Genomic DNA, 22280 nt, shown 5'->3' with positions numbered 1-22280 from the left:
CATGCTGCCCGACCTGGATCCGGTCGTGGTGCACCACGTGGTCAACACCCTCGGCTGGCGGGATCTCCGCCCCCTGCAGCGGGCTGCGGTTGAGCCGGTGCGCGGCGGTCAGGACGCCCTCCTGCTGGCACCGACGGCAGGAGGAAAAACCGAGGCGGTGATGTTTCCACTGCTGTCCCGAATGGCTGAGCACCAGTGGACCGGCACGTCCGTTCTCTACCTCGCCCCGCTCAAGGCGCTGCTCAACAACCTGCAACCCCGGCTGGAACAGTACGCCGGGTGGCTCGGACGGCGGGTGGCCCGGTGGCACGGGGACGTCGGCGCATCACAGCGGCGGGCGGTGCTCTTCGAGCGGCCGGACGTCCTGTTGACCACCCCTGAGTCACTGGAAGCCATGCTGGTCAGCGTCAACGTCGATCACCGACAGTTCTTCGCCGGCCTGCACGCGGTCGTCGTCGACGAAGTGCACGCGTTCGCCGGAGACGACCGGGGCTGGCACCTGCTGGCCGTCCTGGAGCGACTGACCCGGGTGGCCGGCCGACCGCTGCAACGGATCGGCCTTTCCGCGACCGTCGGGAACCCGAACGAACTGCTCGCCTGGCTCCAGGGCGCCGGTGGTGGCAACCGCCCGGCCCGGGTGGTGGCGCCCGACGTGGCCCAAACCGTTGGTCGTCCGCCGCCTGGCGAGATCGAGTTGGACTACGTGGGATCACTTGTCAACGCCGCTGCCGTGATCGCACGCCTGCACCAGGGCGAAAAGCGCCTCGTCTTCTGCGAATCCCGGCAGACCGTGGAGGAGTTGGGGCAGCTACTGCGGGCACAGGGGGTCACGACGTTCCTCTCCCACGCGTCCCTCTCCGTCGACGAGCGTCATCGGGCGGAGCAGGCATTCACCGAGTCCCGGGACTGCGTCATAGTCTCGACCAGCACTCTCGAACTCGGTATCGACGTCGGCGACCTGGACCGCGTGATCCAGATCGATTCGCCAGCGACTGTGGCATCCTTCCTGCAACGGCTCGGGCGCACCGGTCGTCGTCCTGGAAGCAGTCGAAACTGCCTGTTTCTGACAACCGGCGGTCAGCCCCTCGTGCAGGTGGCCGCTCTTCTCCTGCTCTGGTCACGTGGATGGGTGGAGCCGGTCACCGCGCCTCCGGAGCCTCGACACATCGTCGCTCAGCAGCTGCTCGCGCTCTGCCTGCAGGAGCATCGGATCGGGGACGAGACCTGGGCCCACGCCTGGAACGGGTTCGGCCCGTTCGGCGAGACCGCCCGGCCGATCGTGCGACACCTGGTCGAGCACGGCTACCTGGAGCAGGACGACGGCATGCTCTTTATCGGACCCGCGGCCGAAGCACGGTTCGGTCGTCGTCACTTCATGGAGATGACGGCCGTCTTCACCGGGCCGCCGGAGTTCACCGTCCTCCTGGGGCGCAGTGAGCTGGGCCGGATCGACCCCAGCCTGCTCACCGAGGAGGTTCAAGGTGAGCGCCGGCTGTTGCTGGGCGGCCGGAGCTGGCGGGTCACGTACATTGACTGGCGCCGGCGGCGATGTTTTGTCGAACCCACCGATGGTGGGGGACGCGCCCGTTGGTCGGGCACCGGCTGGGCGTACCGCGGTTACCAGCTCTCTCAGGGGATGCGGGAGGTGCTGCTGGGAACGGACCCGCCGGTCGCGCTGACCCGCCGCGCGCTGACCCGACTCGGGCAGGAGCGCGAGGACAAACTTCACCTCGTGCACCCAGGTGGCACTGTCATCCTCCGCGAGGACAACGGCGACCTTCGCTGGTGGACCTGGGCGGGTTTCCGCGCGAACGCGACGTTGACCGCGACCCTCGGCGAGGTCGTCGACCCGGTGGAACGATTCGACGGCAACAGCATCCGGCTGCGGGAGAATGTCACGCCCGCCAGCTGGCGGACGCTCACCGCCGACGCCGCCACCCGACTCTGCCTGCCGGAGATCAACGGTAAGGCTCTCGACGGTCTCAAGTTCGGGGCGGCGCTGCCCAGGCGCATGGCGACCGCGACCCTCGCCGCGCGCCTGGCCGACCTGGACGCGGCCGCTCTGGTGTTGAACGAACCTGCCCGCTTCGTCATTGTCTGATGTGGCGTGGTCTGCGGCGGGGGGCTTCGCTGGCGATCGTTGCCTCCCAGGGCAGGGCCGCCGCCCGCAGCGCCCAGTCCAGCGCGTAGTCCCCGATCTTCTCCCAGTCTTTTCTGCGTACCAACCCAGATCTGGCGCCGGGGCGTTTGGGTAGACTTCAAAGTCTATAATGGTCGCCTGCCGGACAATACCGCGTCGTCCGCAAGATTCTGCTGAATCTCCTTGACCTGAAAAGCGGGCTGCAATACGTATATGTGGACGGCGTTCTGGTCAAAAACTTTTGACCAGAACGCCGTCGTGTTCGTTGTTTAGCCTGTGGTTGCGATGACTGAGGACGCCTTGCCTGCGGGTCGCCTTCCCGGTCTTCACGACCGATTGCGCCTTCGGCCAGTCGCTATTTGCTCTGCTCGACCTCGATGGCGGGGCTCATCGGCATCGAGTGCCGTCCGCAGCCCGGCCACGGGCGTCGGAGGGCGGTATGACGTACAGGAATATTTATTCCTGTACGTCATACCGCTCAACGGAGGTGCTACGTCGAGGCGGCCTGCCAGCCGAGCGGCGAACAGGCTGGGCAGAAACGGCGAGGGATGCCGGTAACCCTGATCACCGAGGGCGGACCTGCGCCGCTATCGCGTTACGACCAACTCCGGGACGACGTCCCCGAGCCGCCGCGCCGGATCACGCACGCTGCTGTTCACCGCCGAGGGGTCTCGCTGGCGATGGTGGCCTCCCGGGGTAGCGCCGCCGCCCGCAGCGCCCAGTCCAGCGCGTAGTCGGCGATCTTCTCCCAGCCGGCCTGCCCGACGGTGAAGTGCGACCGGTCGGGAAACTCCTCGTACGCGGTGAGCGCCCGAGACTTCTGGTAGAGCCCCGCGTTCGCGCGTACCACCGACGCCGGTACCACGTGGTCCTGCCCGCCGGCCAGCAGCAGCAGCGGCGCCCGGTCGACGCGTCCGGTGTCGACGCGGGCGGGTGAGCGCGGGTCGACGTTGGCGAACGCGCCCTCGAAGAACACCCGGCCCGCGCCGGGGACCGCGTAGCGCTGATAGGCCCGGTCGGACTCCTCGCGGCTGAGCGTGTTGCCGAAGGTGTAGGCGAAGTCGTCCGGGGTGAACGGGACGGCCCTGCCGCGGTTGGCGGGGCTGCGCAGGATCGGGAAGCCGGAGCGCAACTGACTCAGCGGCACCTTGAGCACCCCCTTGATCGCCGCCGGGTGCACCCCCACCACCGCCGCGCCGAGGCCCCGGTCGGCGAGAACCTGGGCGAACAGTCCGCCGAACGAGTGGCCCATGATGATCGGCGGTCGGGGGAGCGCCCGGATGATCCGGTCGTAGTGGGCGACGATCGTGGCCATGCCCTGCTGGGCGATCGGGGTGGGGTCGTCGCGCAACTGCTCCACGGACCGGTCCATGCCGGGCCAGGCCGGGGCGATGACGTGCATGCCGCGTTCGGTGAACCGTTCGGCCCACCCCTCCCAACTGCGCGGGGTCATCCAGAGCCCGTGGATCAGCACGACCGTGTCGACCTGGCCCTGCGGCGTGGCACCCATCGCGTCCTCCCGGTGTCGCGGCGTCCGGCGGCGCGCTTACCCGCTGCCGCGCTCGGAATTCCTCCCGCGGCCGCCGGCCGTACCGTGCGGGCCACCCTGCCCGGCGCGGACCACGCCGCGCTCGCCGCGCTGCCCGGCGTGGACGCCGTGGAGGTACGCGGCGACAGCATGCTGGTACGCACCGGCGACTCCGACGCGATCGCCCGGCACCTGCTCACCCGGACCGTCGCCCGGGACGTGGAGATCACCTCCCGCAACCTCGAGGACGCCTTCCTCGCCCTGACCACCGAGCGCATCGGAGCCTGAGATGTCCACCCCCGTCGCCACCCGCACCGACCGCCCCGCCCAGCCCGACCGCCGGCTGCCCGCTCTGGGCGGCTTCGCCCCGGCCGTCCTCGGCATCGAGCTGCGCCGGGTGCTGCGCAACCGCCGTACCCTCGCCTTCACGCTGATCATGCCGGGCGTCTTCTTCCTCATCTTCGGTCTGCCGCAGCGGGGGCAGACCCTGGACAACGGCCGGCCCGTGACGGCGTACGTCATGATCAGCCTCGCCGTGTACGCGGCGATGGTGGCGACGACCAGCGCGGGTGGCGCGGTCGCCACCGAGCGGGCGTTGGGCTGGAGCCGGCAGCTACGGCTCACCCCGCTGCGGCCGACCGCGTACGTGGCGACGAAGGTCGCCACCGCGATGACCCTCGGCCTGATCGCGGTCGTCATCGAGTTCGTGGTGGGCGCCGCGGCCGGCGTCCGCCTCCCGCTGGACGTCTGGCTGCTGGCCGGGCTGGCCGCGTGGATCGGCTCGCTGGTGTTCGCCGCGTTCGGCCTGTTCATCGGCTACCTGGTGCCGGCCGAGAACGTCATGCAGTTCATCGGACCGCTGACCGGCGACGGCGTGAGCATGGCCGGGGTGGCCAACATGGTCTTCTGGACCCTGGCCTTCGGTGTCGGCGCGATCCGGCTGTTCCGCCGGGACACCGCCCGGGTCTGACCGGTCCGACCGCTAGCGTGAACCCGATGGACCTCCCGACGGCTCCGCTCAGGCGGTCGGCGGCGGCGTGGGCAGCTGGTCGACCACCACCAGGCTGCTGCCGGGGCGCACCTCGGCGAGCAGTTCCCGTTGGCCGCTGCGGGTGACCCGGATGCAGCCGTTGGTGGTGTTCTCGCCCAGGTCGTCGTCGTTGTACCAGGTGTGCAGGCCGATGTGCGCGCCGCGCAGCCCGGTCGGCACCGCCTCGGGGTCGTCGGGCACCGAGCCGAGGGCGTAGATGTCCACCCCGCCGTAGACCTCCTCCGGTGGCGGCGTGCGGCCCAGGATGAAGGTGCGGCCCAGCGGGGTCTCCTGCCCCTCCTGGCCGAGGCTGGTCTGCCACGAGCGCACCGCCTTGCCGGCCCGGTACCAGGTCAGCCGGTGGGCCTTGCGTTCCACCACGATCTGGTCGCGCAGCGCCACCGTGGCGAACCCGCCGGGCGGCAACCAGGCGAGCATCCGGTTGGCCGAGGGCAACAGGACGGCCGTCCATCCGACCCGCTTCTGGGCGACCGGCACGGTCAGCTCGACACCGGCGAGCGTCGGTTCGAGGAAGGCCAGCGGACGTCCACCGGGCGCGTCGTACGCGGCGATCCGGCGGGTCGGGTGCACGCCCTCGGTCAGCGGCGTGGTGTCCATGGTGGCCGGATCGGCGGGGAACCCCTTCGGCGCGGGGTCGTAGTCGATCACCGGCAGCCCGTCCGGGGCGGGCGCGGCCGGCGGGATCGACTCCTGCGGGCTCTGCTCGACACTGCTCGGCGTCGGGTCGGCGGCCACCACGCGCCGGTCGTCGGGGGCCGTCGCGCGCGGGGTGAGAGCCTGGCCGACCAGCAGCGCGACGACCAGCAGCACGGGTACGGCGATGGCGGCGGCGATCCAGCGAGGGCGACGGCGGTACGGAGACATTCGGTCAAACGGCACCAAACCACTTTATGGTGGCGGATGGTTCGGGGCCCCCGGTTCGGCGATACCCGCCGGCCGGGAGCCCCGGTCGATCAGACCCGCGCGCCGAGGTGGATGGCCACGGCGTCGTGCGCCGGCACGTTGGCGGCGAACCACCCGTTACCGTCCACCGTGATCACCGGCCAGCGGTGCTCGCACTCCCAGCCCGAGTAGATGCCCGGGTAGTCGTAGTGCGCGTACGACGAGCCGGCCCAGCCGGTGCCGCCGCTGTCCTGACCGGACATGTGGTTGATCACCGCGTCGACGATGACCTTGACCCCGGCGGCGTGGCAGGTGTTCACCATCGACTGGAACTGGGCCCGGGTGCCCTTGCGGGACTCGATCCGGTAGCTGACCGGCTGGTACGCCAGCCACCACTGGTTGCCCCGCACATGCTCCTGCGGGGGTGAGACCTGGACGTAGCCGTAGCCCTTCGGGCCGAGGACGCACGCCGACCCCACCTGGTTCGATCGCGGCCCATAAATTTTCGCCGACGGATGATCCGCCAACCTCGCCGGTCCGTACTGGATGGGGGAGCAGGGGTCGGCCGGTGGTACGCCGCCGCGAGACGATCGAGGAGCAGATGGCCCGGGCACAGCAGAACCAGAAGGCGGCCACCGTCCGGACCAGCGAGAGCAGTCGGGGGGTACGCACCCGATCGCGGTCCGCGACCGCCGCGTTGATCGCGTCGGCACTCGCCGCGCTCTGGGCGGCGACCATGCTGACCGGCGCCGGCCAGACGGCGTACGCGTACGGCTTCTTCTTCACCGAGTTCTTCGCCGGGGTGATCGCCCTGGTGGCGTTGAGCCTCACCGTGATGCTCGGCCTGCTCGCCACCGACAGGCTGGTGCTGCGCATCTCGCACCGGGTGCTGATGCAGTCGGCGCACCGGGCCACCGGCGTGCTCGGCGTGGCCGGGCTGGTCTTCCACGTCCTCACGAAGATCGCCACCGGGCGGGCTGCGGCCACCGACGCCCTGGTGCCGTTCGTCGGCGGTAGGGGACTCTACGTCGGGCTCGGCACGGTGGCCGCCCTGCTGATGGTCAGCGTGATCTGGACCGGCATCATCCGGGCCCGCTTCGCCGGTGTCGGTCCGAAGTGGCTGTGGCGCGCGCTGCACTCCACCGCGTACCTGTCCTGGCCGTTCGCCGTGTTCCACGGCCTCAACGCCGGTCGGGCCGCGGCCTCCTGGGTGGTCCTCAGCTATCTCGGCTGCATCCTGCTGGTCGTGCTGGCGCTGCTGGTGCGGCTGTCGGTCACCATCGGCCGGCGCAGCCGCGAGCAGCACCAGGCCGCGGTGCGCAACAAGGTCATGGCCGGCCGGGCCGACGAGGAGAGCCGCGGCCGGTCGCTGCTCGCCGGGCTGGGACGACGCCGCGACTCCACCGAGGACAAGCGTCCGGCCTGGGCGGAGGCCACCACCGCCAGGTGGACCGCGCCGGCCGGCACCGCGCGGCGCGACCCCGACCGGTTCACCGTCCCGGTGGTGCCCGAGCCCGGCTCGCTCGTCGAGCCCGCCCGGCCCAGCCGCCGCCGACGCGAGGAGGAACCGGCGGCCCGCCGCGACACCGTACGGTCCACGCGTGACCGGCGCGACGAGGCGGAGCCGACCACCCGCCGGTCCACCCGCCGCGGCACCGAGGAGACCGTCACCCGTCGACGCGACGAGGAGGAACTGGAGCCGGTGACCCGGCGACGCGGGTCGCGCACCCGCGAGCGGGACGAGGAGACGGCCCCGACCCGGCGGCGACGCGCCGAGGAGCCGGCCGCCGAGCGGACCGGCCGACGGTCCCGCTCCGAGGACGACGGCACCCGCTACTCGGCGCCTCCGCAGCGGAGCGTCGACGAGCCCGAGGAGCCGTGGGACAGTCCGCGCCGGTGGCAGGCCGCCGAGCCGATCTCGGCCGGCCCGGTCTCCGCCGAGCCGATCTCGGCCGGCCCGATCTCCGCCGGCCCGATCTCGGCGGCGCCGCGCAGCGGCAGCGGTCGGCACAGCGCCGAGGACGACCTGCCGGAGGAGCCGGACTACTGGCGTCCGCCGGCCCGGTACGTGCCGGACGAGGTGGCACCACCCGCCGACGACACCCCGACCCTGGTCGACCTGGCGTCGCGGCGCGCGCGACGGGCCGAGGGCCGGTCCGCCAAGCGCCGCAAGGCCAACGCGGACGCGGTGGACGGCGCGTACTGGGCGGGGCTGCGGGGTGAGGCCAAGTGATGCGGACGGCCGTGCCCCCGGTTGCCTGTGTCGGCGAGCCACGCCTGACCGCCGGCTTCGCCGAGTTCGGCCGGCTCGACCTGGCCGCGCACGAGGAGGTGCACGGGCCGATCGGGCCGATGGAGCCGGCGCAGTTGCTCCGACTCGCCGAGGGCATGCAGCTCAAGGGCAAGGGCGGGGCGGGCTTCCCGTTCGCCCGCAAGCTGCGCGCCGTGCTGGAGTCCTGCGAGCGGCAGGACCTCGCCGCCGTGGTGGTGGTCAACGCCAGCGAGGGGGAGCCGGCCAGCTGGAAGGACAAGGTGCTGCTGACCCGCGCCCCGCACCTGATCCTCGACGGCGCGGCGCTGGCCGCGTACGCGCTGGACGCCGAGGAGATCGTGATCGGCGTCGCCGACGACGGCGTGGGCCGGGACTCGCTGATGGAGGCCCTGGCGGAGCGCCGGATGCCGGTGCAGACCACCATCGTCACCGTGCCGCACCGGTTCATCTCCGGCGAGGGTGGCGCACTCGTCAACGGCATCAACGGGCTGCCGCACATCCCGCCGGGCACCAAGAAGCGCTCCAGCGACTCCGGCGTCGGCGGCCTGCCCACCCTGCTGTCCAACGCCGAGACGTACGCCCAGCTCGCCGTCGGTGCGCGACTCGGCCCGTACGAGTACGCGGCGCTCGGCACCGACGACGAGCCGGGCACCGTGCTGCTCACCGTGACCGGCGCGGCGGCCCGCCCCGCGGTCGTGGAGTGCACCGCCGGCATGCCACTGCGTGACGTCCTCGACCTGTGCGAGGTCCCGGACGTCCAGGGCATCCTGATGGGCGGCTACCACGGCAAGTGGATCACCCCGGAGGCGGCGGAGAAGGCCGAGGTGTCCCGCAGGGGCCTCGCCGCGGTCGGCGGCGCCCTCGGCGCGGGCATCATCATCCCGATCGGAGTCGACACCTGCCCGCTCGGCGAGGCCGCCCAGGTGGTGCGTTACCTGGCCGGCGAGTCCGCCGGCCAGTGCGGACCGTGCAAGATGGGCCTGCCCGACCTGGCCCGCGCGGTGGACCTGGCCGTCGCCGGCAGCCAACCGGCGGACGTGGTGCGGGCCGCCGCCGGCGAGGTGAAGGGCCGGGGCGCGTGCAGCCATCCGGACGGCACCGCCCGGTTCGCCCTCTCCGCCATCGAGGTCTTCACCGAGGACCTGCGGCTGCACAGCACCGGCGACGGCTGCGGCCGGCGGGTCAAGGGCGTCATGGGGCTGCCCGGCGCACCCGACCCCAACCCGCAGAAACTCACCCTGGACTGGTCGCGCTGCGACGGCCACGGGCTCTGCGCGCACGTGGTGCCCGACTTCATCCGGCTCGACGGCAACGGATACCCGGCCTTCCCGCCCACCCCGGTGCCGACGTGGCTGCGCGAGGGCGCGCTCAAGGCGGTGAAGGTCTGCCCGGAGCTGGCGCTGCGCCTCGCCAAGGCCGAGTAGGAACGGCACCACTCACCCCTGTCGAACGGAGAAGCTGATGCGGTTGCGGATCGGGCGAACAGGGGCGAGCGCCGCCACCGCCGGGGCGTTCCTCGCCGCCCTGCTCGCCGTGGCCTCCTGCACGGGACCGGTGCCGCCCGACGCGGTCGCCGCCGGCGCCACGCCGAATCCGACCGGCACCCCTGCGGCCGGCCCGAGCGGCACCCCTGCGGCCGGCCCGACCGGTTCACCGTCGGCGATGCCGGCCCGGGTGCCGGACACCCTGCGCTTCACCGGGACCACCCTCACCGGCGCCGCGTTCGACGCGGCGAACCTCGCCGGCCGGCCCGTCGTGCTGTGGTTCTGGGCGCCCTGGTGCGCCACCTGCGCCAGCCAGGCGTGGACGGTGGCCGAGATCGCGCCCCGGTACCGGGACACCGTGCCGATCATCGGCGTCGCCGGGCTGGGCGAGCAGCGGGCCATGAAGGAGTTCGTCACCGAGTTCGACCTCGCCGGGACACCGCAGATCGACGACCGTAAGGGCGCGCTCTGGAAGCGGTTCACGGTGACCGAACAGAGCACCTTCGTGATCATCGACCGGGACGGCAGGGTCGTCCACCAGGGCTTCCTGGACGGTGAAGCGCTCACCGCCCGCGTCGGCGCGCTGGCCGGGGCGTGACCGCCGCACTGCTGCTCGCGCTGACCGCCGGCATGCTCGGCGCGGTCAACCCGTGCGGCTTCGCGTTGCTGCCCGCGTACCTCTCGCTGTTGGTCGCCGGCGCGTCGGACACCCGCGGCGCGGTCGGCCGCGCGCTCACCGCGGCGGCCGGGCTGACCGTGGGGTACGTGCTGGTCTTCGGCGCCTTCGGCCTGGCGCTCGCGCCGCTCGCCGGCTGGCTGCGGCCCCGGCTGCCGTGGTTGACCGTGACGCTGGGGGTGCTGCTGCTGGTGGCCGGCTGCTGGCTGCTCGCCGGACGGCGACTGCCTTCCCCCGGCTGGTCGGCCCGGGCACCTCGGCTGACCCGGTCCTGGCCGTCGATGGCGCTGTTCGGCGCGGTGTACGCCCTCGCCTCGCTCGGCTGCGCCATCGCGCCGTTCCTGGCCATCGTGGTGACCAGCCTCCAGGCCGGCTCGACCGGGCGGGGGCTGGCTCTGTTCGGGGCGTACGCCCTCGGGATGGGGTTGGTGGTCGCGGTCGCCGCGCTCGGTGTGGCGCTGCTGCGCGACGGTCTGGTGGCCCGGCTGCGGGTCGCCGGCGCCCTGGTGCCCCGCCTCAGCGGCCTGGTCCTGCTGCTCGCCGGCGGCTACGTCGCCTGGTACGGCTGGTACGAGCTGCGCCTGGCCGCCGGCCGCCGCGACGCCCTCCAGGACCCGGTCATCCGGGCGGCGTCCCAGGTCCAACGAACCCTGGCCGACGCCCTGGATGCCGTAGGCCCAGCGCTCCTCCTGACCGCCCTGACCGCCCTACTCTGCGTGACAGCCCTAACCCGCCGTCGCTCCCGCCCCCGCCCCCGCGATCTTGCAGCTTCTGTGGGGACAGAAGCCGCACACCACCGCAATTCAGCGACAGAAAGTGCAAGATCGGCGGAGAGGGTGGGGGGTGCGGGCTAGCGGGGGGTCAGGCGGTCGGTGCCCAGACGGTTCTGGAGGACCTCGGGGATCAGGACGCTGCCGTCGGCCTGCTGGTACTGCTCCAGGATGGCCGGGAAGAGCCGGCTCGTGGCCAGCGCGGAGCCGTTGAGCGTGTGCACGAAGCGGGTCTGCTTGCCGCCCGGCTCCCGGTAGCGGATGGCCGCCCGGCGGGCCTGGTAGTCGCCGCCCCAGGAGACCGACGACACCTCCTTGTACTTGTCCATGCTCGGCATCCACACCTCGATGTCGAGGGTCTTGCGCATGGAGGCGCTCGCGTCGCCGGCCGACAGCAGGCTGCGCTGGTAGTGCAGCCCCAGCTTCTCCACCAGGCTCTCGGCGTGGGTGACCATCTCCTCCAGCGCCGCGTCCGCCTGCTCCGGCAACGTGAACTGGAAGATCTCCACCTTGTTGAACTGGTGACCGCGCACGGTGCCGCGCTCGTCCGAATGTGAGCCGGCCGCCTCCCGGCGGTAGCACGGCGTGTACGCGAAACGCTTCAGCGGCAGCTTCGGCGTCTCCAGGATCTCGTCCTGGTACGCCCCGAGGATCGCCGTCTCCGAGGTGGGCAGCAGGAACTGCCCGCGCGGGGCCGACTCGGAGTCCAGGTGGTAGACGTCGTCGTAGAACTTCGGGAACTGCCCGGCGGCGAAGCCGGCCGTGTCGAGCAGCAGGTGAGGCGGCAGCAGGAACTCGTAGCCGGCCTGGACGTTCTCGTCGATGAGGAAGTTGAGCAGCGCCCACTCCAGCCGGGCACCCATCCCCGTGTACATCCAGAAGCCGGAGCCGCCGAGCTTCACGCCGCGCTCGTGGTCGACGAGACCGAGCATCCGCGACAGCTCCACGTGGTCGCGGACCTTCTCGATCACCGGCGGCTCACCGAAGGTCTTGACGACCCGGTTGGCTTCCTTCCCGCCGGCCACCACGTCGTCGGCGGGCAGGTTGGGCAGCTCGCTCATCGCGGTGCGCAGCCGCCCCTGCACCTCGTTCAGCTCGGACTCCAGCTCGGAGAGCTGCCGGCGACCGGCCTCGGGCGCGACGACGTCCGGCTCGCGGCCGGCGCGCTTCGCCTCCGCGTACGCGCGGGCCTCCGCCTTGCGGCGCTGCCGATCGGCGTCGATCTCCGTGATCAGGGCGCGTCGTTCCTGGTCGAGCCGCTGGATCTCGTCCAGGGATCGGGTGACCTCGGCGGGATCCAGTCGCTTCGCCAACGCGGTCGCCACCGCCTCGCGATCCTTCCGGATCAACTCCATGTCGAGCATGCTGCTCCGTACGCCTCCGTCCGGGGTCACAGGTGGACCCCCAGATGCTACCGTCGCGCCCGTTTCGACCCGGGACGGGGAGTGACGAGCCCGGTTCTACAGCCGGATCGGCATCAGCACGGAGTAGGTGTCCGCGTCGTCCGGCCGTCGTACCGCCAGCGGGGCGACCGGCCCGTCCAGCTCCAGCACCAGCTGGGGAGCGCCGGCGGCGTCCAGCGCGTCCAGCAGGTAGCCACCGTTGACGCCGACCCGCAGCGCGTCGGTGCCCAGGTCGGCGGCGGGCAGCAGGCGCAGGCCGCCCTGGTCGTCGACGCCGAGCACGGTGACCGCCAGCGCCTCGCCGTCGTGCTCGCGGGCCACCGTCGGGGCCGCCGGGTCGGCCAGCGCGGCGCGCAGCGCCGCCACGTCCACCGGGATCCGCCGTGCGGCCGGCCGCTCGCCGACGGCCTTGCGCAGCAGACGGCGATAGTCCGGGAAGTCGTACGACAGGGCGCTGCCGGTCAGCGTCCGGCCGGCCACCGCCACATGCAGATCCGCGCCCGCCACGGTCAGCCGCACCGGCCAGGCGTCGGCCGCGTCGAGCAGCGGCCGGAGCTGGTCGACGAGATCCACCGGCACGAACACCCGCACCGGCGGGCCGTCGACGTCCGCCCCGGCCCGGGCCAGCGCGAGCCGGTACCGGTCGGTGGCGACGAGCCGGACACCGTCGGACTCCACGTCGAGCAGCACACCGGAGAGCATCGGCAGTTCCGGGTCGGCGCCGACGGCGAAGCGCACCGCGTCGACCGCGGCGGCCAGGTCGGCGGGGGTGAGCAGCAGCGTGGTGGTGGCCGGCTGGGCCGGGTCGACCAGGGCGCGGAGCCGGGTCACCTCACGGCGGGCGTCGGCGAGGCCGTCGACCAGCCGGCGCAGGTGCGTGTCGAGCAGCCGGTGCACCGCGGCCGGCTCGGCGCGTACCGCGGCGGCGATCTCCGGCACCGGCATGCCGATCCGGCGCAGCCCGGCCACCAGCCGGGCCGGGGCGATCTGCTCGTCGGTGTACCAGCGGTAGCCGGTCACCGGGTCGACCAGGGCCGGCTCCAGCACCCCCGCCGAGTCGTAGAAGCGCAGCGCGCTGACGGTCAGGCCGCTGGCCCGGGCCAGCTCACCGATGCTGTGCAGGTCGCTCACGCCGGGCATCCTGCCCCCTCGACCGGGTCGAGGGTCAAGCCGGGTGCTCCGCGGTGGTCTGCTCGAGCACCCGGAAGGTGAGCCCCGCCCGGACCAGCCGGTCGAGCAGCGCGTCGCCCATCGCGGTGACCGGGGTGACCTGCCCGGCGGTCGGCGGCAGCTCGTCGAACGCCAGGCAGAGCGCCGACTCGGCGAGCATCTTCGCCGTCTCGTCGTAGCCCGGGTCGCCGCCGGCCACCTCGGTGAGCACCCGCCGCCCGCCGCCGGCGCCGACGAACCGGACCCGGAACCAGGCCGCCGCCCGCTGCTGCGGCGTCGGCCCCTGCCCGGAGCTGAGCCGGCCGAGCAGCCAGCGTCGGGTGGGTGGCACCTTCACCAGGCCCACCAGCGCGCCGAGCCCGGCCGCGCCCGCCAGCACGGTCGGTAGCCGCTTCACCGCGGCGAAGTGCCGGTAGCGGAAGTCCGGGCCGTACTCCGGGCGGGCCGCCGCCGAGCGGCGCACCACCTGCGGGTCGATGGTGGGCAGCGGCACGGTCCAGATGCCCAGCTCCGCCGAGCGGGTCAGCCGGCCCGGCACCGCCCGGACCCGGCGGTCGGTGGGGCGCGGTTCGACCGCCCGGCGGTCCCGTGCGGCCCGGCTGGCCTGCCCGGTACGGGAGAACGCGGTGAGCGCGGAATGGTACGTGCCGGCGGAGAACCGGGCCGAGGCCCGGACGTAACCGTCCACGGTGATCGGCCCGTCGGCGGGCAGTTGCTTGACGGTGAACCAGACGCCCAGGTCGTGCGGGACGGAGTCGAACCCGCAGGCGTGCACCAGCCGCGCGCCGGTGCGGGTCGCCTCGGCGTGGTGGCGGACGTACATCAGGTCGACGAACTCCGGCTCACCGGTGATGTCCAGGTAGTCGGTGCCGGCCCCGGCGCAGGCGGCGACCAGCGGCTCCCCGTGCCGGACGTACGGGCCGACGGTGCTGGCGACCACCCGGGCGCTGGTGGCCACCGCGCGCAGCGAGTCGGCGTCGGTCACGTCGGCGCTGAGCAGCGGCAGGTCGGCCAGGGCGGGGTCGATCGCGGCGAGCCGGTCCCGCACGGCGGCGAGCCGGTCCGGGTTGCGCCCGGCCAGCGCCCAGCGCAGCCCGGGTGGTGCGTGCCGGGCCAGGTACTCGGCCGTGAGCCCGCCGGTGAACCCGGTCGCCCCGAACAACACCACGTCGTACGTTCGCTCCCCAGCCATCCCGCGAGTCTGCCATCCGCCGGCTCCGATGGCTCATCGGTCACGGGCTGAAGACCGCCCGGACGCAGCCGTCGGCGCGGTCCCGGAACAGCGCGTACCCCTGCGGGGCGTCCTCCAGCGGCAGCCGGTGGGTGGCCAGATGCTCGGTCCGCAGCTCGTCGCGGGCCATCCGGTCCAGCAACATGGGTACGTCCCGCAGGTCGGGCCGGCGGGCCCCGCGCAGGGCGAGCCGCTTGCCGGTCACCGCGCCCAGCGGGAACGCGTCGACGAAACCGTCGGTCCCGCCGAGCACCACCACGGTGCCGCCCTTGCGGCAGGCGTGCACCGCCTCGCGCAGCGCGTCCGGGCGGTCGCCGAGCCGGACGCCGAAGCGGTCGGCGATCGACCGGGCGGGTGGCTCGCCGACCGCCACCACACACACGTCCGGTCCGCGCCCACCACTGCGGTCCCGCAGCTCGGCCGAGACGTCGGTGTGGTCGTAGTTCAGCGGCTCCGCGCCCGCGTGCCGTTGCGCCATCCGCAGCCGCTCCTCGTGCCGGTCCACCACGATCACCCTCGCGCAGCCGTGCAGCACCGCCGCGCGGGCGGTCAACTGGCCCACCGCCCCGGCGCCCCAGACCGCCACCACGTCCCCCGGGCGTACCGCGCCCAGCTCGGCGGCCAGCCAGCCGGTCGGGGCCGCGTCGGCGGCGAACAGCGCCCGTTCGTCGTCCACCACGTCCGGCACTCGGAACGCGCTCGCGTCCGCGTACGGCACCCGCACGTACTGGGCGTGACCACCGGCGAAGCCGCCCGCCGCGCGGGGCCGCCCGAAGCAGCCGACGTCGGAGCGTCCCCAACCCTCGTCCGCGCTCGCCGGCTCGGTGCTGCCGTTGTCGCAGCAGGAGTGCAGGCCGGCGCGGCAGTACCAGCATCCGCCGCAGGCGACGCCCGCGCCGACCACCACCCGGTCACCGGTCCGGTGCCGGCGGACCGCCGGCCCGGTCTCGACGACCTCGCCGAGGAACTCCGCGCCGAGCACGTCACCGGTGCGCAGCAGCGGATCCCGTCCGGCCAGCAGCGGCAGGTCGGCGCCGCAGGTGGCACTTCGACGCACCCGCACGATGACGTCCCGCTCGTTGCGCAGTTCCGGGTCGGGCACCTCGCGTACCGCCAGCTCGCCCGCGCCCACCCAGCACAGCGCCCTCACCCGCGGGCCTCGGGCCGGTCCAGCGCCGAGCGGTCCGCGCGCAGCACCTCGCCGGTCTCGACGCGTTGCTTGACCTGGCGCAACGTCCGGCGGACCAGCAGCCTCGGGTCGTCGCCGACCAGGTGCGCGGCGAGCCCGACGGCCGGGGACGCCCCGGCCAGCGGGCGGGCAGCCAGCTCGGTGCCCCGGTCACCCGGCGCCGTCCGCACCCGCACCTCGACGGCGCCGTCCAGGCGCCGCAGCGGCTCGGGCCACCGCCCGCCGGGAAGCACCTGCTCCGGCGGCCGGTCCACGGTGACGACCTCCCACCCTCCCCGCCGATCTTGCAATTTGGGTCGTCGGAGTGCGGTGTCGTGCGGCTTTTGTCGCGACAGAAACTGCACGATCGCGGAGGTGCGGCGGCGGGGTATCCGCAACAGGCGTGTCAGGGGTCGCATCGGTCCACCCGTCCTCCCGGTCCACGTCCCTCGATCGTCGGGCCCGAACGGGTGAAGCGGGCTCGCCCGGAAGGGGTGAACGGGTCCGCGCCGGGTAACCGCTCGCCGACCGGGGGTGGGACGCGTCGCTGGGGGTGGGGCCGAGTGCCGGAACAGCAGGATCGCGCACGGGTCGGTACGGCACCGGGGCGCCCGGCGGACCGGCCGTTGCTGGCGTCCCGGTTGACGCCGGCCGTGCCACCCGAGCCGGTGGTGGCCCGGCCCCGCCTGCTGCGCCGCCTGGACGAGGGCAGCGCGGGACCGATCACCCTGGTCGCCGCACCGGCGGGCTGGGGAAAGACGACACTGCTCGCCTCGTGGGTGCGGCTGAGCGGCGGCGGCGACGAGGCCGGCCCGAATGCGGTGGTGCCCGAGGACGGGGCAGCTCCGGCGGTGCCCGGGCCGGAACCGGCGTGGGTGTCGGTGGAGGCCGGCGACGACGGTGAACGACTGTGGGCGTACCTCGCGGCGGCGCTGCGGGCGGCGACCGTGCCGACCGACGACGGCCCGGTGCCCGACCGGCCGCCGCGCCCCGACCAGCTGGAAGCCCTCGCCGCCGCGCTCGCCGCCGCGGACCGTCCGGTGTTGCTCGTCCTCGACGACCTGCACCGGGTCACCGATCCGGCGGCGCTCACCGGCCTGGAGTTCCTGCTCCGGCACGCCGAGCAGCGGCTGCACCTGGTGGTCGGAGCGCGGGCGGGGCTGCCGCTGGCCCTGCACCGGCTCCGCCTCGCCGGCGAGCTGACCGAGATCGGCCCCGACGAGCTGGCCTTCACCGACGACGAGGTGGCCGACCTGCTCACCGCGCACGGGGCGGCGCTGCCGGCGGCTGCGGTGCGCCGGCTGCGCGACCGTACCGGTGGCTGGCCGGCCGCGCTGCGGATCGCCGCCCTGGCGGTACGCGGTCAGGCCGACCCGGAGCGCTGGGTGGGGCAGTTCGGCGGCGACCAGCCGGAGATCGCCGGGTACCTCCAGGAGGAGGTTCTCGCCGGGATCGATCCGGCCGACCGGGACCTGCTGCGCCGCACGGCCCTCACCGAGACGGTCTGCGCGGACCTGGCGCAGGCGTTGACCGGGCGCACCGACGCCGCGCAGGCCCTGGCCGACCTGGCCGGCGTCGGCGGTCTGCTGCACCGGGAGGACGGCCGCCCACCCTGGTACCGCTGCGACCCACTGCTGGCCGACCTGCTCCGGGCCGAGCTGGGCCGGCTGCCCGCCGACGACCTGCGTGAGCTGCACGTGCGGGCGGCCGACTGGTACGCCGGCGCCGGACGCCCAGCCGACGGCCTGCGGCACGCGTTGGCCGCCGGCCGGTGGGACCTGGCCGGCGACCTGTTCGTCGCGCACTGGCCGGAGCTGACCCGCTACGACGGCGACACGGTCAGCGGTCCGCCGCCTCCGTCGCCGCCGCCGGACGTGGTCCGCGCCGACCCGGAGGTGGCCCTGGCCTGTGCCGCCGAGCGGGCGTACGCGGGTGATCTGCCGGCCGCCGGCGGGCACCTGCGCACCGCCGCCGCGTACGCCGGTGGTCTGCCGGTGCCCCGCCGGGACCGGTTCCTGCGGTTGGCCACCGCGCTGGAGCTGACCGTGGCCCGGCTCGCCGGCGATCCGGCGGAGGTTCGGGCCGCCGCCGCCCGGTTGCTGCGAACCCGACCGGCCGGGGCCGACCCGACCGGGCTGCCGGACGCCTCGCCGACCAGCGGTGGGGGAGGCGCGGTCGAGGACGCGGACCTGCGGGCGTTCACCGGCACCGCGCTGGGGCTCGTGGAGCTGGCCGCCGGCTCGCTGCCGCACGGCCGGTTCGTCCGCGCCCGGGCGGCGGCCCGGGAGGCCGGCCGGGCGCGGACCGAGCTGGTCGACGCCAGTCGCGCCGCGCTGCTGCTCGCGGTGCGCGGCGACCTGCGCGAGGCCGAACGGGCGGCCCGGGACGCGCTGGGCATGCCGCCCTGCCGGGGCTGGTCGTGCCGTCTCGACTGCGGTTACGCGTACCTCGCGTTGGCATTGGTGGCGCTGCACCGTGACCAGCCCGACGAGGCGGCCGCGAACCTCGCCCTCGCCACGTCGGCGACCGGCCCGGCCGGCCCGGTCGCGGCGGATCCGGACAACGCCTCGCCCGGCGTCCTCGGGGCGGAGGCGGGGGACGGCGCACCGGGGGAGCTGGTGGCGGCGGCGGTCGCCGCACTGTGTCGGGCGCGGCTGCACGGCGACTCCGGCGACCCGGCGGCCGGGCAACGGCTGCTCGTCCGGGCCCGGGCGACGTTGACCGACGCCCCGGACGCCACCGAACTGGCCGCCCTGCTGCGCGCCGCCGAGGCGGAACTGCGGGCCGAGCGGGGTGACCTGGACAGCGCCCGCGAGCTGCTGACCGGCGACGACGCCGAACCGCCGCTCGCCGTGAGCCTCGCGCGGGTGGAGCTGCGGGCCGGCGACGCCGGTGCCGCCGGCCGGGCACTGCCGGACTGGCAGGCGCCGCAGGCGGACGCCTGGCCGCTACCGGTACGCCTGGACGCCGGCCTGCTGGACGCGGTGCTCGCCGAGCGGGCCGGGGACGGGCGACGGGCGGGACGGATCCTGGAACAGGTGCTCGACCTGGCCGGCCCGCAGGGCTGCCGGCGGGCCTTCACCCGCGCCGAACCGCCGGTACGGGGCCTGCTGGCCGCGCACCTGGACGCGGGCACGGCACACTTCGCGCTGGTCAGCGACCTGGTCCGGGACGCCGACCAGGCCCCGACCCGGCCGCCGGCCGAGCCGGCGGGAACGCTCGACGAGCCGCTGACCGAGCGGGAGCTGACCATCCTGCGCTACCTGCAGAGCATCCTGTCCAACGTGGAGATCGCCAGCGAGCTGTCCCTGTCGGTCAACACGGTGAAGACCCACGTCCGCAACATCTACCGCAAGCTCGACGCGACCCGCCGGCGCGAAGCGGTCCGGCGGGCGCGCGAGCTACGACTGATCTGAGCCCAGCGGCGGTCAGGCGTTGGCGGCGGCGTCCACCGCGGCCAGCAGGTCGGGCAGGTCGTACCCGGCCTCGTGCCGGACCTCGTTGACGAAGAGGGTCGGGGTGCCGTTCACGCCGCTGCGGATCCCGCCCACGAAGTCGCGGCGTACCCGGTCGGCGTGTATCCGGCTCTCCACCTCCGCGTTCAGCTCGTCCGGCGGCAGACCGACCTGCTCGACGCCGAGCGAGAGGTGCACCGGGTCCAACTGGTCCTGGTGCTCGTACAGCCAGTCGTGCATCTCCCAGAACCGGCCCCGGGTGGCGGCGGCCTCGGCCGTCTCGGCGGCGCGTTCGGCGTACGGGTGCACGTTGGCGATCGGGAAGTAGCGGTAGACCAGGCGTACCGTGTCGGCCCGCTGGCGCAGCAGCTCGTGCAGGTTGGGATACGCCGCACCGCAGAACTGACACTGGAAGTCGCCGTACTCGACGACCGTCACCGGCGCGTCGACCGGCCCACGGGCGTGGTCCTCGGCGGTCACCGGGTCGCGCAGGCGGGCGGTGACCTGAAGTGGCGTGGTCATCGGGCCATCACCCCCTGCCGGGCGAGCCGGTCCAGCGCGTCGAAGATGCCGTCCGCGCCCGGATTGACGTCGGGCGCGGAAAGGTAACTCCAGGCCACCGTCCCGGCCTGGTCGAGCATCACCAGCGCCCGCGCCGCTTCACCCCCCGAGGTGTACGCGCCATAGCGGCGGGCCACCTCGCCCTTGGGCTCGAAGTCGGCCAGCAGCGGGAACTCGATGCCCCGGGCCTGCGCGAACGCGCGGTGCGACCAGATGCTGTCCACCGAGATGCCGAGCAGCGCGGCCTGATACTGGTCGAACACCGGCATCGCCGCCTGGTAGAGCGCCATCTGGTCGCCGCAGACCGGGCTCCAGTCGGCGGGATAGAAGGCGAGCACGACCGGCCGGCCGCGGAACTGCTCCGGCCCGACCTCGTGCCCGTCCGGGGTAGCCGCCAGGGTGAAGCCGGGCGCGGAGTTCCCCGGTTGGATCAGCCCGTTCGGATCACTCATGCCCCCAGCCTGCGCCCGGGGCGGGTGAGGCCGGCTCACCCGCCCCGGGTGGTTCCACGCTGACGCTCAGCGCAGCACCGGGGCGACCGCGATGTGGTTCTGCACCTCCCGGACGCCCGGCGCCGACCATGCCACCTGCTCCACCTCGGCCCGCTCGGGCATCGAGTGCACCAGCCCGCCGAGCACCGCGGTGTCGCCGTGCACCCGCACGCTGACCCGTTCGGCCTCGGTGGCGCCAGCGCGGGCGAGCGCGTCGACGATCCGGTCGGCCAGGTTCTGGCCGTCCGGAGGCGCGGCCGGGCGGACGGTGATCCCGTTGCTCACCCCGCGTACGCCGGTCAGCCGGCTCACCGACCGTTCGGCGGCGCGGCGCTGGTACTCCCACTCGACCTCGCCGTGCAGCGTCACCCAGCCGGTCGAGACGGTGACCTGGAGCTTCTCGACGGGTACGAACGCGTCCCACTCCAGGGCGTGACCGGCCGCGGCGGCCAGGTCCGGGTCGGTGCGTTCGGCGCTGCCGGGCAGTCGGACGGCCAGGTCGTTGGCGACCGCCCGGACTCCGACGACGCGGTGTGCGGCCCGCTCGGCGGCCCACTTCTTCGCGTAGCCGTCCACCCGTCCGGTCAGCGTGACGACGCCCTCGTCGACGGTCACCCCGATCTCGTGCGGCTGCACGCGGGGCTCCCAGGTCAGTTCGTCGAGGACGGCGGACTGGATGTCCTGGTCGGTACGGCTGATCGTCGCGATGGCCATCTGTCCCTCCTCCGGTGCGTCGGGTGGCGGACCGGCCGGCAACCGGCGCCGCAGGTCCGCCGGGATCCGATCCTGCCGCCGGCCGGGGTGAGCCGTCCTCGCCCGGTGCGGGTGACGGTGCCGCCCGGGGCTGGGCCTGCCTCATCCGTACCGGTCATGGACATCGATGATGGGAGCGCTTCCAAAGTGGCGGGGGATCGGTTACGGTAAGCCCATTCCTCGATCGCGGGAGCCGTCGCGTCGGGTGGTGGGAGCCAGGGCAGCTCCGAGCCGTCCCGTCGTGGCACCCGTCCCTGTCGTGGCACCCGTCCCTGTCGTGGCACCCGTTCCCACCGTCGCGCTGTCCCTGTCGCCGTGCTCGTCCCCCGGGCCACGGCGCCACCACCGGAGGTTGGCCCCGTCCCCCGGGCGTCCACCTCCGCGGGGGACCCGCAAGATGCGGAGAGGTCCGCCGGCACGGCCGTGTCCGTGTCGGCCGCCGGCTGCCGGTCGGCGTCCTCGGCCTCCTCGGCCTGCGGGCCGGCGGCAACGCCCCGCCCGGCCACGTCACCTGCGTGAGCAGGCAGGCCGAGCGGCCCGGGCGACACCACCCGGGCCGCACCCGATCACCGGTCCGCCGGGCTGCCTGAGGGGTCCGGCACCCGGCGGACCGGCCTCCGCCGCCCCCGCCGGGCCCTGCCCCTGCGTCCCGCCGCGCCCCCGTGCCCGCGTCCCCGTGCCCGCGTCCCCGTGCCCGCGTCCCCGTGCCCGCGTCCCCGTGCCCGCGTCCCCGTGCCCGCGTCCCCGTGCCCGCGTCCCAGTGCCCGCGCCCCACCCCGCTCAGGTCGATCAAGGAGTTGTGGGGGTGGATGAAAGGGTCAAAAACTAATATACCGCCCACCACAACTCCATGATCGGCGTGGCGAGGCGTGGCGAGGCGTGGCGTGGCGAGGCGTGGCGAGGCGTGGCGTGGCGTGGCGAGGCGTGGCGTGGCGAGGCGTGGCGAGGTGGGTTGGGCTGAGGCGAGCAGGGCGAGGCGCGGTGTGGCGAGGTGGCGCGTGGCGAGGTGGGTTGGGCTGAGGCGAGCAGGGCGCGGCGGGGCGATCGGTGTGGCGAGGCGGGGCGGGGCGATCGGTGGGGCGGGGCGATCGGCGGGGTGGGGTGGGGACGGCGAGGGGCCCCGCTCGACCGGTCGAGCGGGGCCCCTCGGGTGCGGGGGGGGTCGGGTTTGAATCAAGGGGGGCGGCGGGGGGGGGGACGGGGGGGGAAAACCCCGCCACCCCGCGGCGCGGGGCCCCGCGGGCC

Annotated in this window: 17 protein-coding genes and 2 pseudogenes; 8 read left to right on the top strand and 11 right to left on the bottom strand. The window is 74.1% G+C overall.

The genetic code is table 11. The annotated features are described in order from the left end of the window. The first annotated feature begins 1 nt into the window (after window position 1). Window positions 2–2101, top strand: a complete 2100-nt coding sequence (locus AB0H52_RS26430; RefSeq protein ID WP_357950736.1) for a DEAD/DEAH box helicase — start codon at window positions 2–4, stop codon at window positions 2099–2101. 694 nt (window positions 2102–2795) lie between these two features. Here AB0H52_RS26430 and AB0H52_RS26425 read toward each other — a convergent pair. Further along, window positions 2796–3650, bottom strand: coding sequence for an alpha/beta fold hydrolase (locus AB0H52_RS26425; RefSeq protein WP_151490978.1), 855 nt, complete (start codon window positions 3648–3650; stop codon window positions 2796–2798). 12 nt (window positions 3651–3662) lie between these two features. Here AB0H52_RS26425 and AB0H52_RS26420 point away from each other — a divergent pair, with 12 nt between their 5' ends. Together AB0H52_RS26420 and AB0H52_RS26415 are read left to right on the top strand one after the other, a co-directional pair. After that, window positions 3663–3956: a hypothetical protein gene (locus AB0H52_RS26420; protein WP_192580347.1), complete on the top strand. Its 294-nt coding sequence runs from the start codon at window positions 3663–3665 to the stop codon at window positions 3954–3956. Window position 3957: 1 nt separating this feature from the next. After that, window positions 3958–4638: an ABC transporter permease gene (locus AB0H52_RS26415; RefSeq protein ID WP_151490977.1), complete on the top strand. Its 681-nt coding sequence runs from the start codon at window positions 3958–3960 to the stop codon at window positions 4636–4638. 48 nt (window positions 4639–4686) lie between these two features. Here the strand turns inward: AB0H52_RS26415 and AB0H52_RS26410 are convergent, their stop codons facing one another. After that, window positions 4687–5598, bottom strand: a complete 912-nt coding sequence (locus AB0H52_RS26410) for a L,D-transpeptidase (protein ID WP_151490976.1) — start codon at window positions 5596–5598, stop codon at window positions 4687–4689. A gap of 191 nt (window positions 5599–5789) precedes the next feature. After that, window positions 5790–6062, bottom strand: a pseudogene (locus tag AB0H52_RS26405) (alpha-amylase family glycosyl hydrolase); the annotation flags it as partial. Between the two features lie 107 nt (window positions 6063–6169). Between AB0H52_RS26405 and AB0H52_RS26400 the strand changes: the two are divergent. Genes AB0H52_RS26400 through AB0H52_RS26385 form a run of 4 tightly spaced genes read left to right on the top strand, consistent with a single transcriptional unit; the run spans window position 6170 to window position 10887 of the window. Further along, entirely contained in the window at window positions 6170–7834 is a 1665-nt protein-coding gene (locus AB0H52_RS26400) for a hypothetical protein (protein ID WP_357950731.1), read from the top strand. Continuing rightward, the gene (locus tag AB0H52_RS26395) at window positions 7834–9297 is read left to right on the top strand and encodes an NADH-quinone oxidoreductase subunit NuoF family protein (protein WP_192580346.1); all 1464 of its coding nucleotides are present in this window, start codon (window positions 7834–7836) and stop codon (window positions 9295–9297) included. Before AB0H52_RS26400 ends, AB0H52_RS26395 begins: the two co-directional genes overlap by 1 nt. Window positions 9298–9334: 37 nt before the next feature. After that, window positions 9335–9955, top strand: a complete 621-nt coding sequence (locus AB0H52_RS26390; RefSeq protein ID WP_151490973.1) for a redoxin domain-containing protein — start codon at window positions 9335–9337, stop codon at window positions 9953–9955. Continuing rightward, a complete protein-coding gene (locus AB0H52_RS26385; RefSeq protein ID WP_357950727.1) occupies window positions 9952–10887 on the top strand; it encodes a cytochrome c biogenesis protein CcdA in 936 nt (311 codons plus the stop codon). Before AB0H52_RS26390 ends, AB0H52_RS26385 begins: the two co-directional genes overlap by 4 nt. On the opposite strand, the gene serS is transcribed toward AB0H52_RS26385, so the two are convergent. The 5 genes and pseudogenes from serS to AB0H52_RS26360 form a co-directional block, all read right to left on the bottom strand. Next, on the bottom strand, window positions 10884–12167 hold the full coding sequence (gene serS / locus AB0H52_RS26380; RefSeq protein WP_151493110.1) for a serine--tRNA ligase: 1284 nt from the start codon (window positions 12165–12167) through the stop codon (window positions 10884–10886). The genes AB0H52_RS26385 and serS overlap by 4 nt on opposite strands. Window positions 12168–12263: 96 nt before the next feature. Beyond that, window positions 12264–13346, bottom strand: coding sequence for a MerR family transcriptional regulator (locus AB0H52_RS26375; RefSeq protein WP_357950724.1), 1083 nt, complete (start codon window positions 13344–13346; stop codon window positions 12264–12266). Between the two features lie 25 nt (window positions 13347–13371). Beyond that, window positions 13372–14568 (bottom strand): saccharopine dehydrogenase NADP-binding domain-containing protein, encoded by a 1197-nt coding sequence (locus AB0H52_RS26370; protein WP_151493108.1) that lies wholly within the window; start codon window positions 14566–14568, stop codon window positions 13372–13374. Window positions 14569–14608: 40 nt separating this feature from the next. Next, the gene (locus AB0H52_RS26365) at window positions 14609–15757 is read right to left on the bottom strand and encodes an alcohol dehydrogenase catalytic domain-containing protein (protein ID WP_357950721.1); all 1149 of its coding nucleotides are present in this window, start codon (window positions 15755–15757) and stop codon (window positions 14609–14611) included. Continuing rightward, window positions 15754–16071 (bottom strand): annotated as a pseudogene (locus AB0H52_RS26360) (hypothetical protein); the annotation flags it as partial. The pseudogene AB0H52_RS26360 and the gene AB0H52_RS26365, both read right to left, overlap by 4 nt. 198 nt (window positions 16072–16269) lie before the next feature. Between AB0H52_RS26360 and AB0H52_RS26355 the strand changes: the two are divergent. Then, a complete protein-coding gene (locus AB0H52_RS26355; RefSeq protein WP_357950718.1) occupies window positions 16270–19191 on the top strand; it encodes a LuxR C-terminal-related transcriptional regulator in 2922 nt (973 codons plus the stop codon). 12 nt (window positions 19192–19203) lie between these two features. On the opposite strand, the gene AB0H52_RS26350 is transcribed toward AB0H52_RS26355, so the two are convergent. The 3 genes from AB0H52_RS26350 to AB0H52_RS26340 all read right to left on the bottom strand — a co-directional run bounded on the left by AB0H52_RS26350 (window position 19204) and on the right by AB0H52_RS26340 (window position 20996). Next, on the bottom strand, window positions 19204–19752 hold the full coding sequence (locus AB0H52_RS26350) for a thioredoxin domain-containing protein (protein WP_151493122.1): 549 nt from the start codon (window positions 19750–19752) through the stop codon (window positions 19204–19206). Then, complete coding sequence (locus tag AB0H52_RS26345; protein WP_151493121.1) at window positions 19749–20243, bottom strand: redoxin domain-containing protein; 495 nt, start codon at window positions 20241–20243, stop codon at window positions 19749–19751. Before AB0H52_RS26345 ends, AB0H52_RS26350 begins: the two co-directional genes overlap by 4 nt. Window positions 20244–20309: 66 nt before the next feature. Then, entirely contained in the window at window positions 20310–20996 is a 687-nt protein-coding gene (locus tag AB0H52_RS26340; protein WP_151493120.1) for a BON domain-containing protein, read from the bottom strand. Between the last annotated feature and the right edge of the window lie 1284 nt (window positions 20997–22280).

The organism is Micromonospora sp. NPDC050695, from assembly GCF_040654415.1.
Taxonomy (GTDB): Bacteria; Actinomycetota; Actinomycetes; order Mycobacteriales; family Micromonosporaceae; genus Micromonospora.
Note: the sequence above shows the minus strand (reverse complement) of the source record. Positions and strands in the feature narration are given on the sequence as shown.

What these genes read in the sequence shown, in the direction of transcription:
- AB0H52_RS26350 (WP_151493122.1), bottom strand. Translation starts at nt 19,752, where the DNA reads ATGACCACGCCACTTCAGGTCACCGCCCGCCTGCGCGACCCGGTGACC.
- AB0H52_RS26425 (WP_151490978.1), bottom strand. Translation starts at nt 3,650, where the DNA reads ATGGGTGCCACGCCGCAGGGCCAGGTCGACACGGTCGTGCTGATCCAC.
- AB0H52_RS26340 (WP_151493120.1), bottom strand. Translation starts at nt 20,996, where the DNA reads ATGGCCATCGCGACGATCAGCCGTACCGACCAGGACATCCAGTCCGCC.
- serS (WP_151493110.1), bottom strand. Translation starts at nt 12,167, where the DNA reads ATGCTCGACATGGAGTTGATCCGGAAGGATCGCGAGGCGGTGGCGACC.
- AB0H52_RS26430 (WP_357950736.1), top strand. Translation starts at nt 2, where the DNA reads ATGCTGCCCGACCTGGATCCGGTCGTGGTGCACCACGTGGTCAACACC.
- AB0H52_RS26415 (WP_151490977.1), top strand. Translation starts at nt 3,958, where the DNA reads ATGTCCACCCCCGTCGCCACCCGCACCGACCGCCCCGCCCAGCCCGAC.
- AB0H52_RS26375 (WP_357950724.1), bottom strand. Translation starts at nt 13,346, where the DNA reads ATGCCCGGCGTGAGCGACCTGCACAGCATCGGTGAGCTGGCCCGGGCC.
- AB0H52_RS26370 (WP_151493108.1), bottom strand. Translation starts at nt 14,568, where the DNA reads ATGGCTGGGGAGCGAACGTACGACGTGGTGTTGTTCGGGGCGACCGGG.
- AB0H52_RS26390 (WP_151490973.1), top strand. Translation starts at nt 9,335, where the DNA reads ATGCGGTTGCGGATCGGGCGAACAGGGGCGAGCGCCGCCACCGCCGGG.
- AB0H52_RS26345 (WP_151493121.1), bottom strand. Translation starts at nt 20,243, where the DNA reads ATGAGTGATCCGAACGGGCTGATCCAACCGGGGAACTCCGCGCCCGGC.
- AB0H52_RS26395 (WP_192580346.1), top strand. Translation starts at nt 7,834, where the DNA reads ATGCGGACGGCCGTGCCCCCGGTTGCCTGTGTCGGCGAGCCACGCCTG.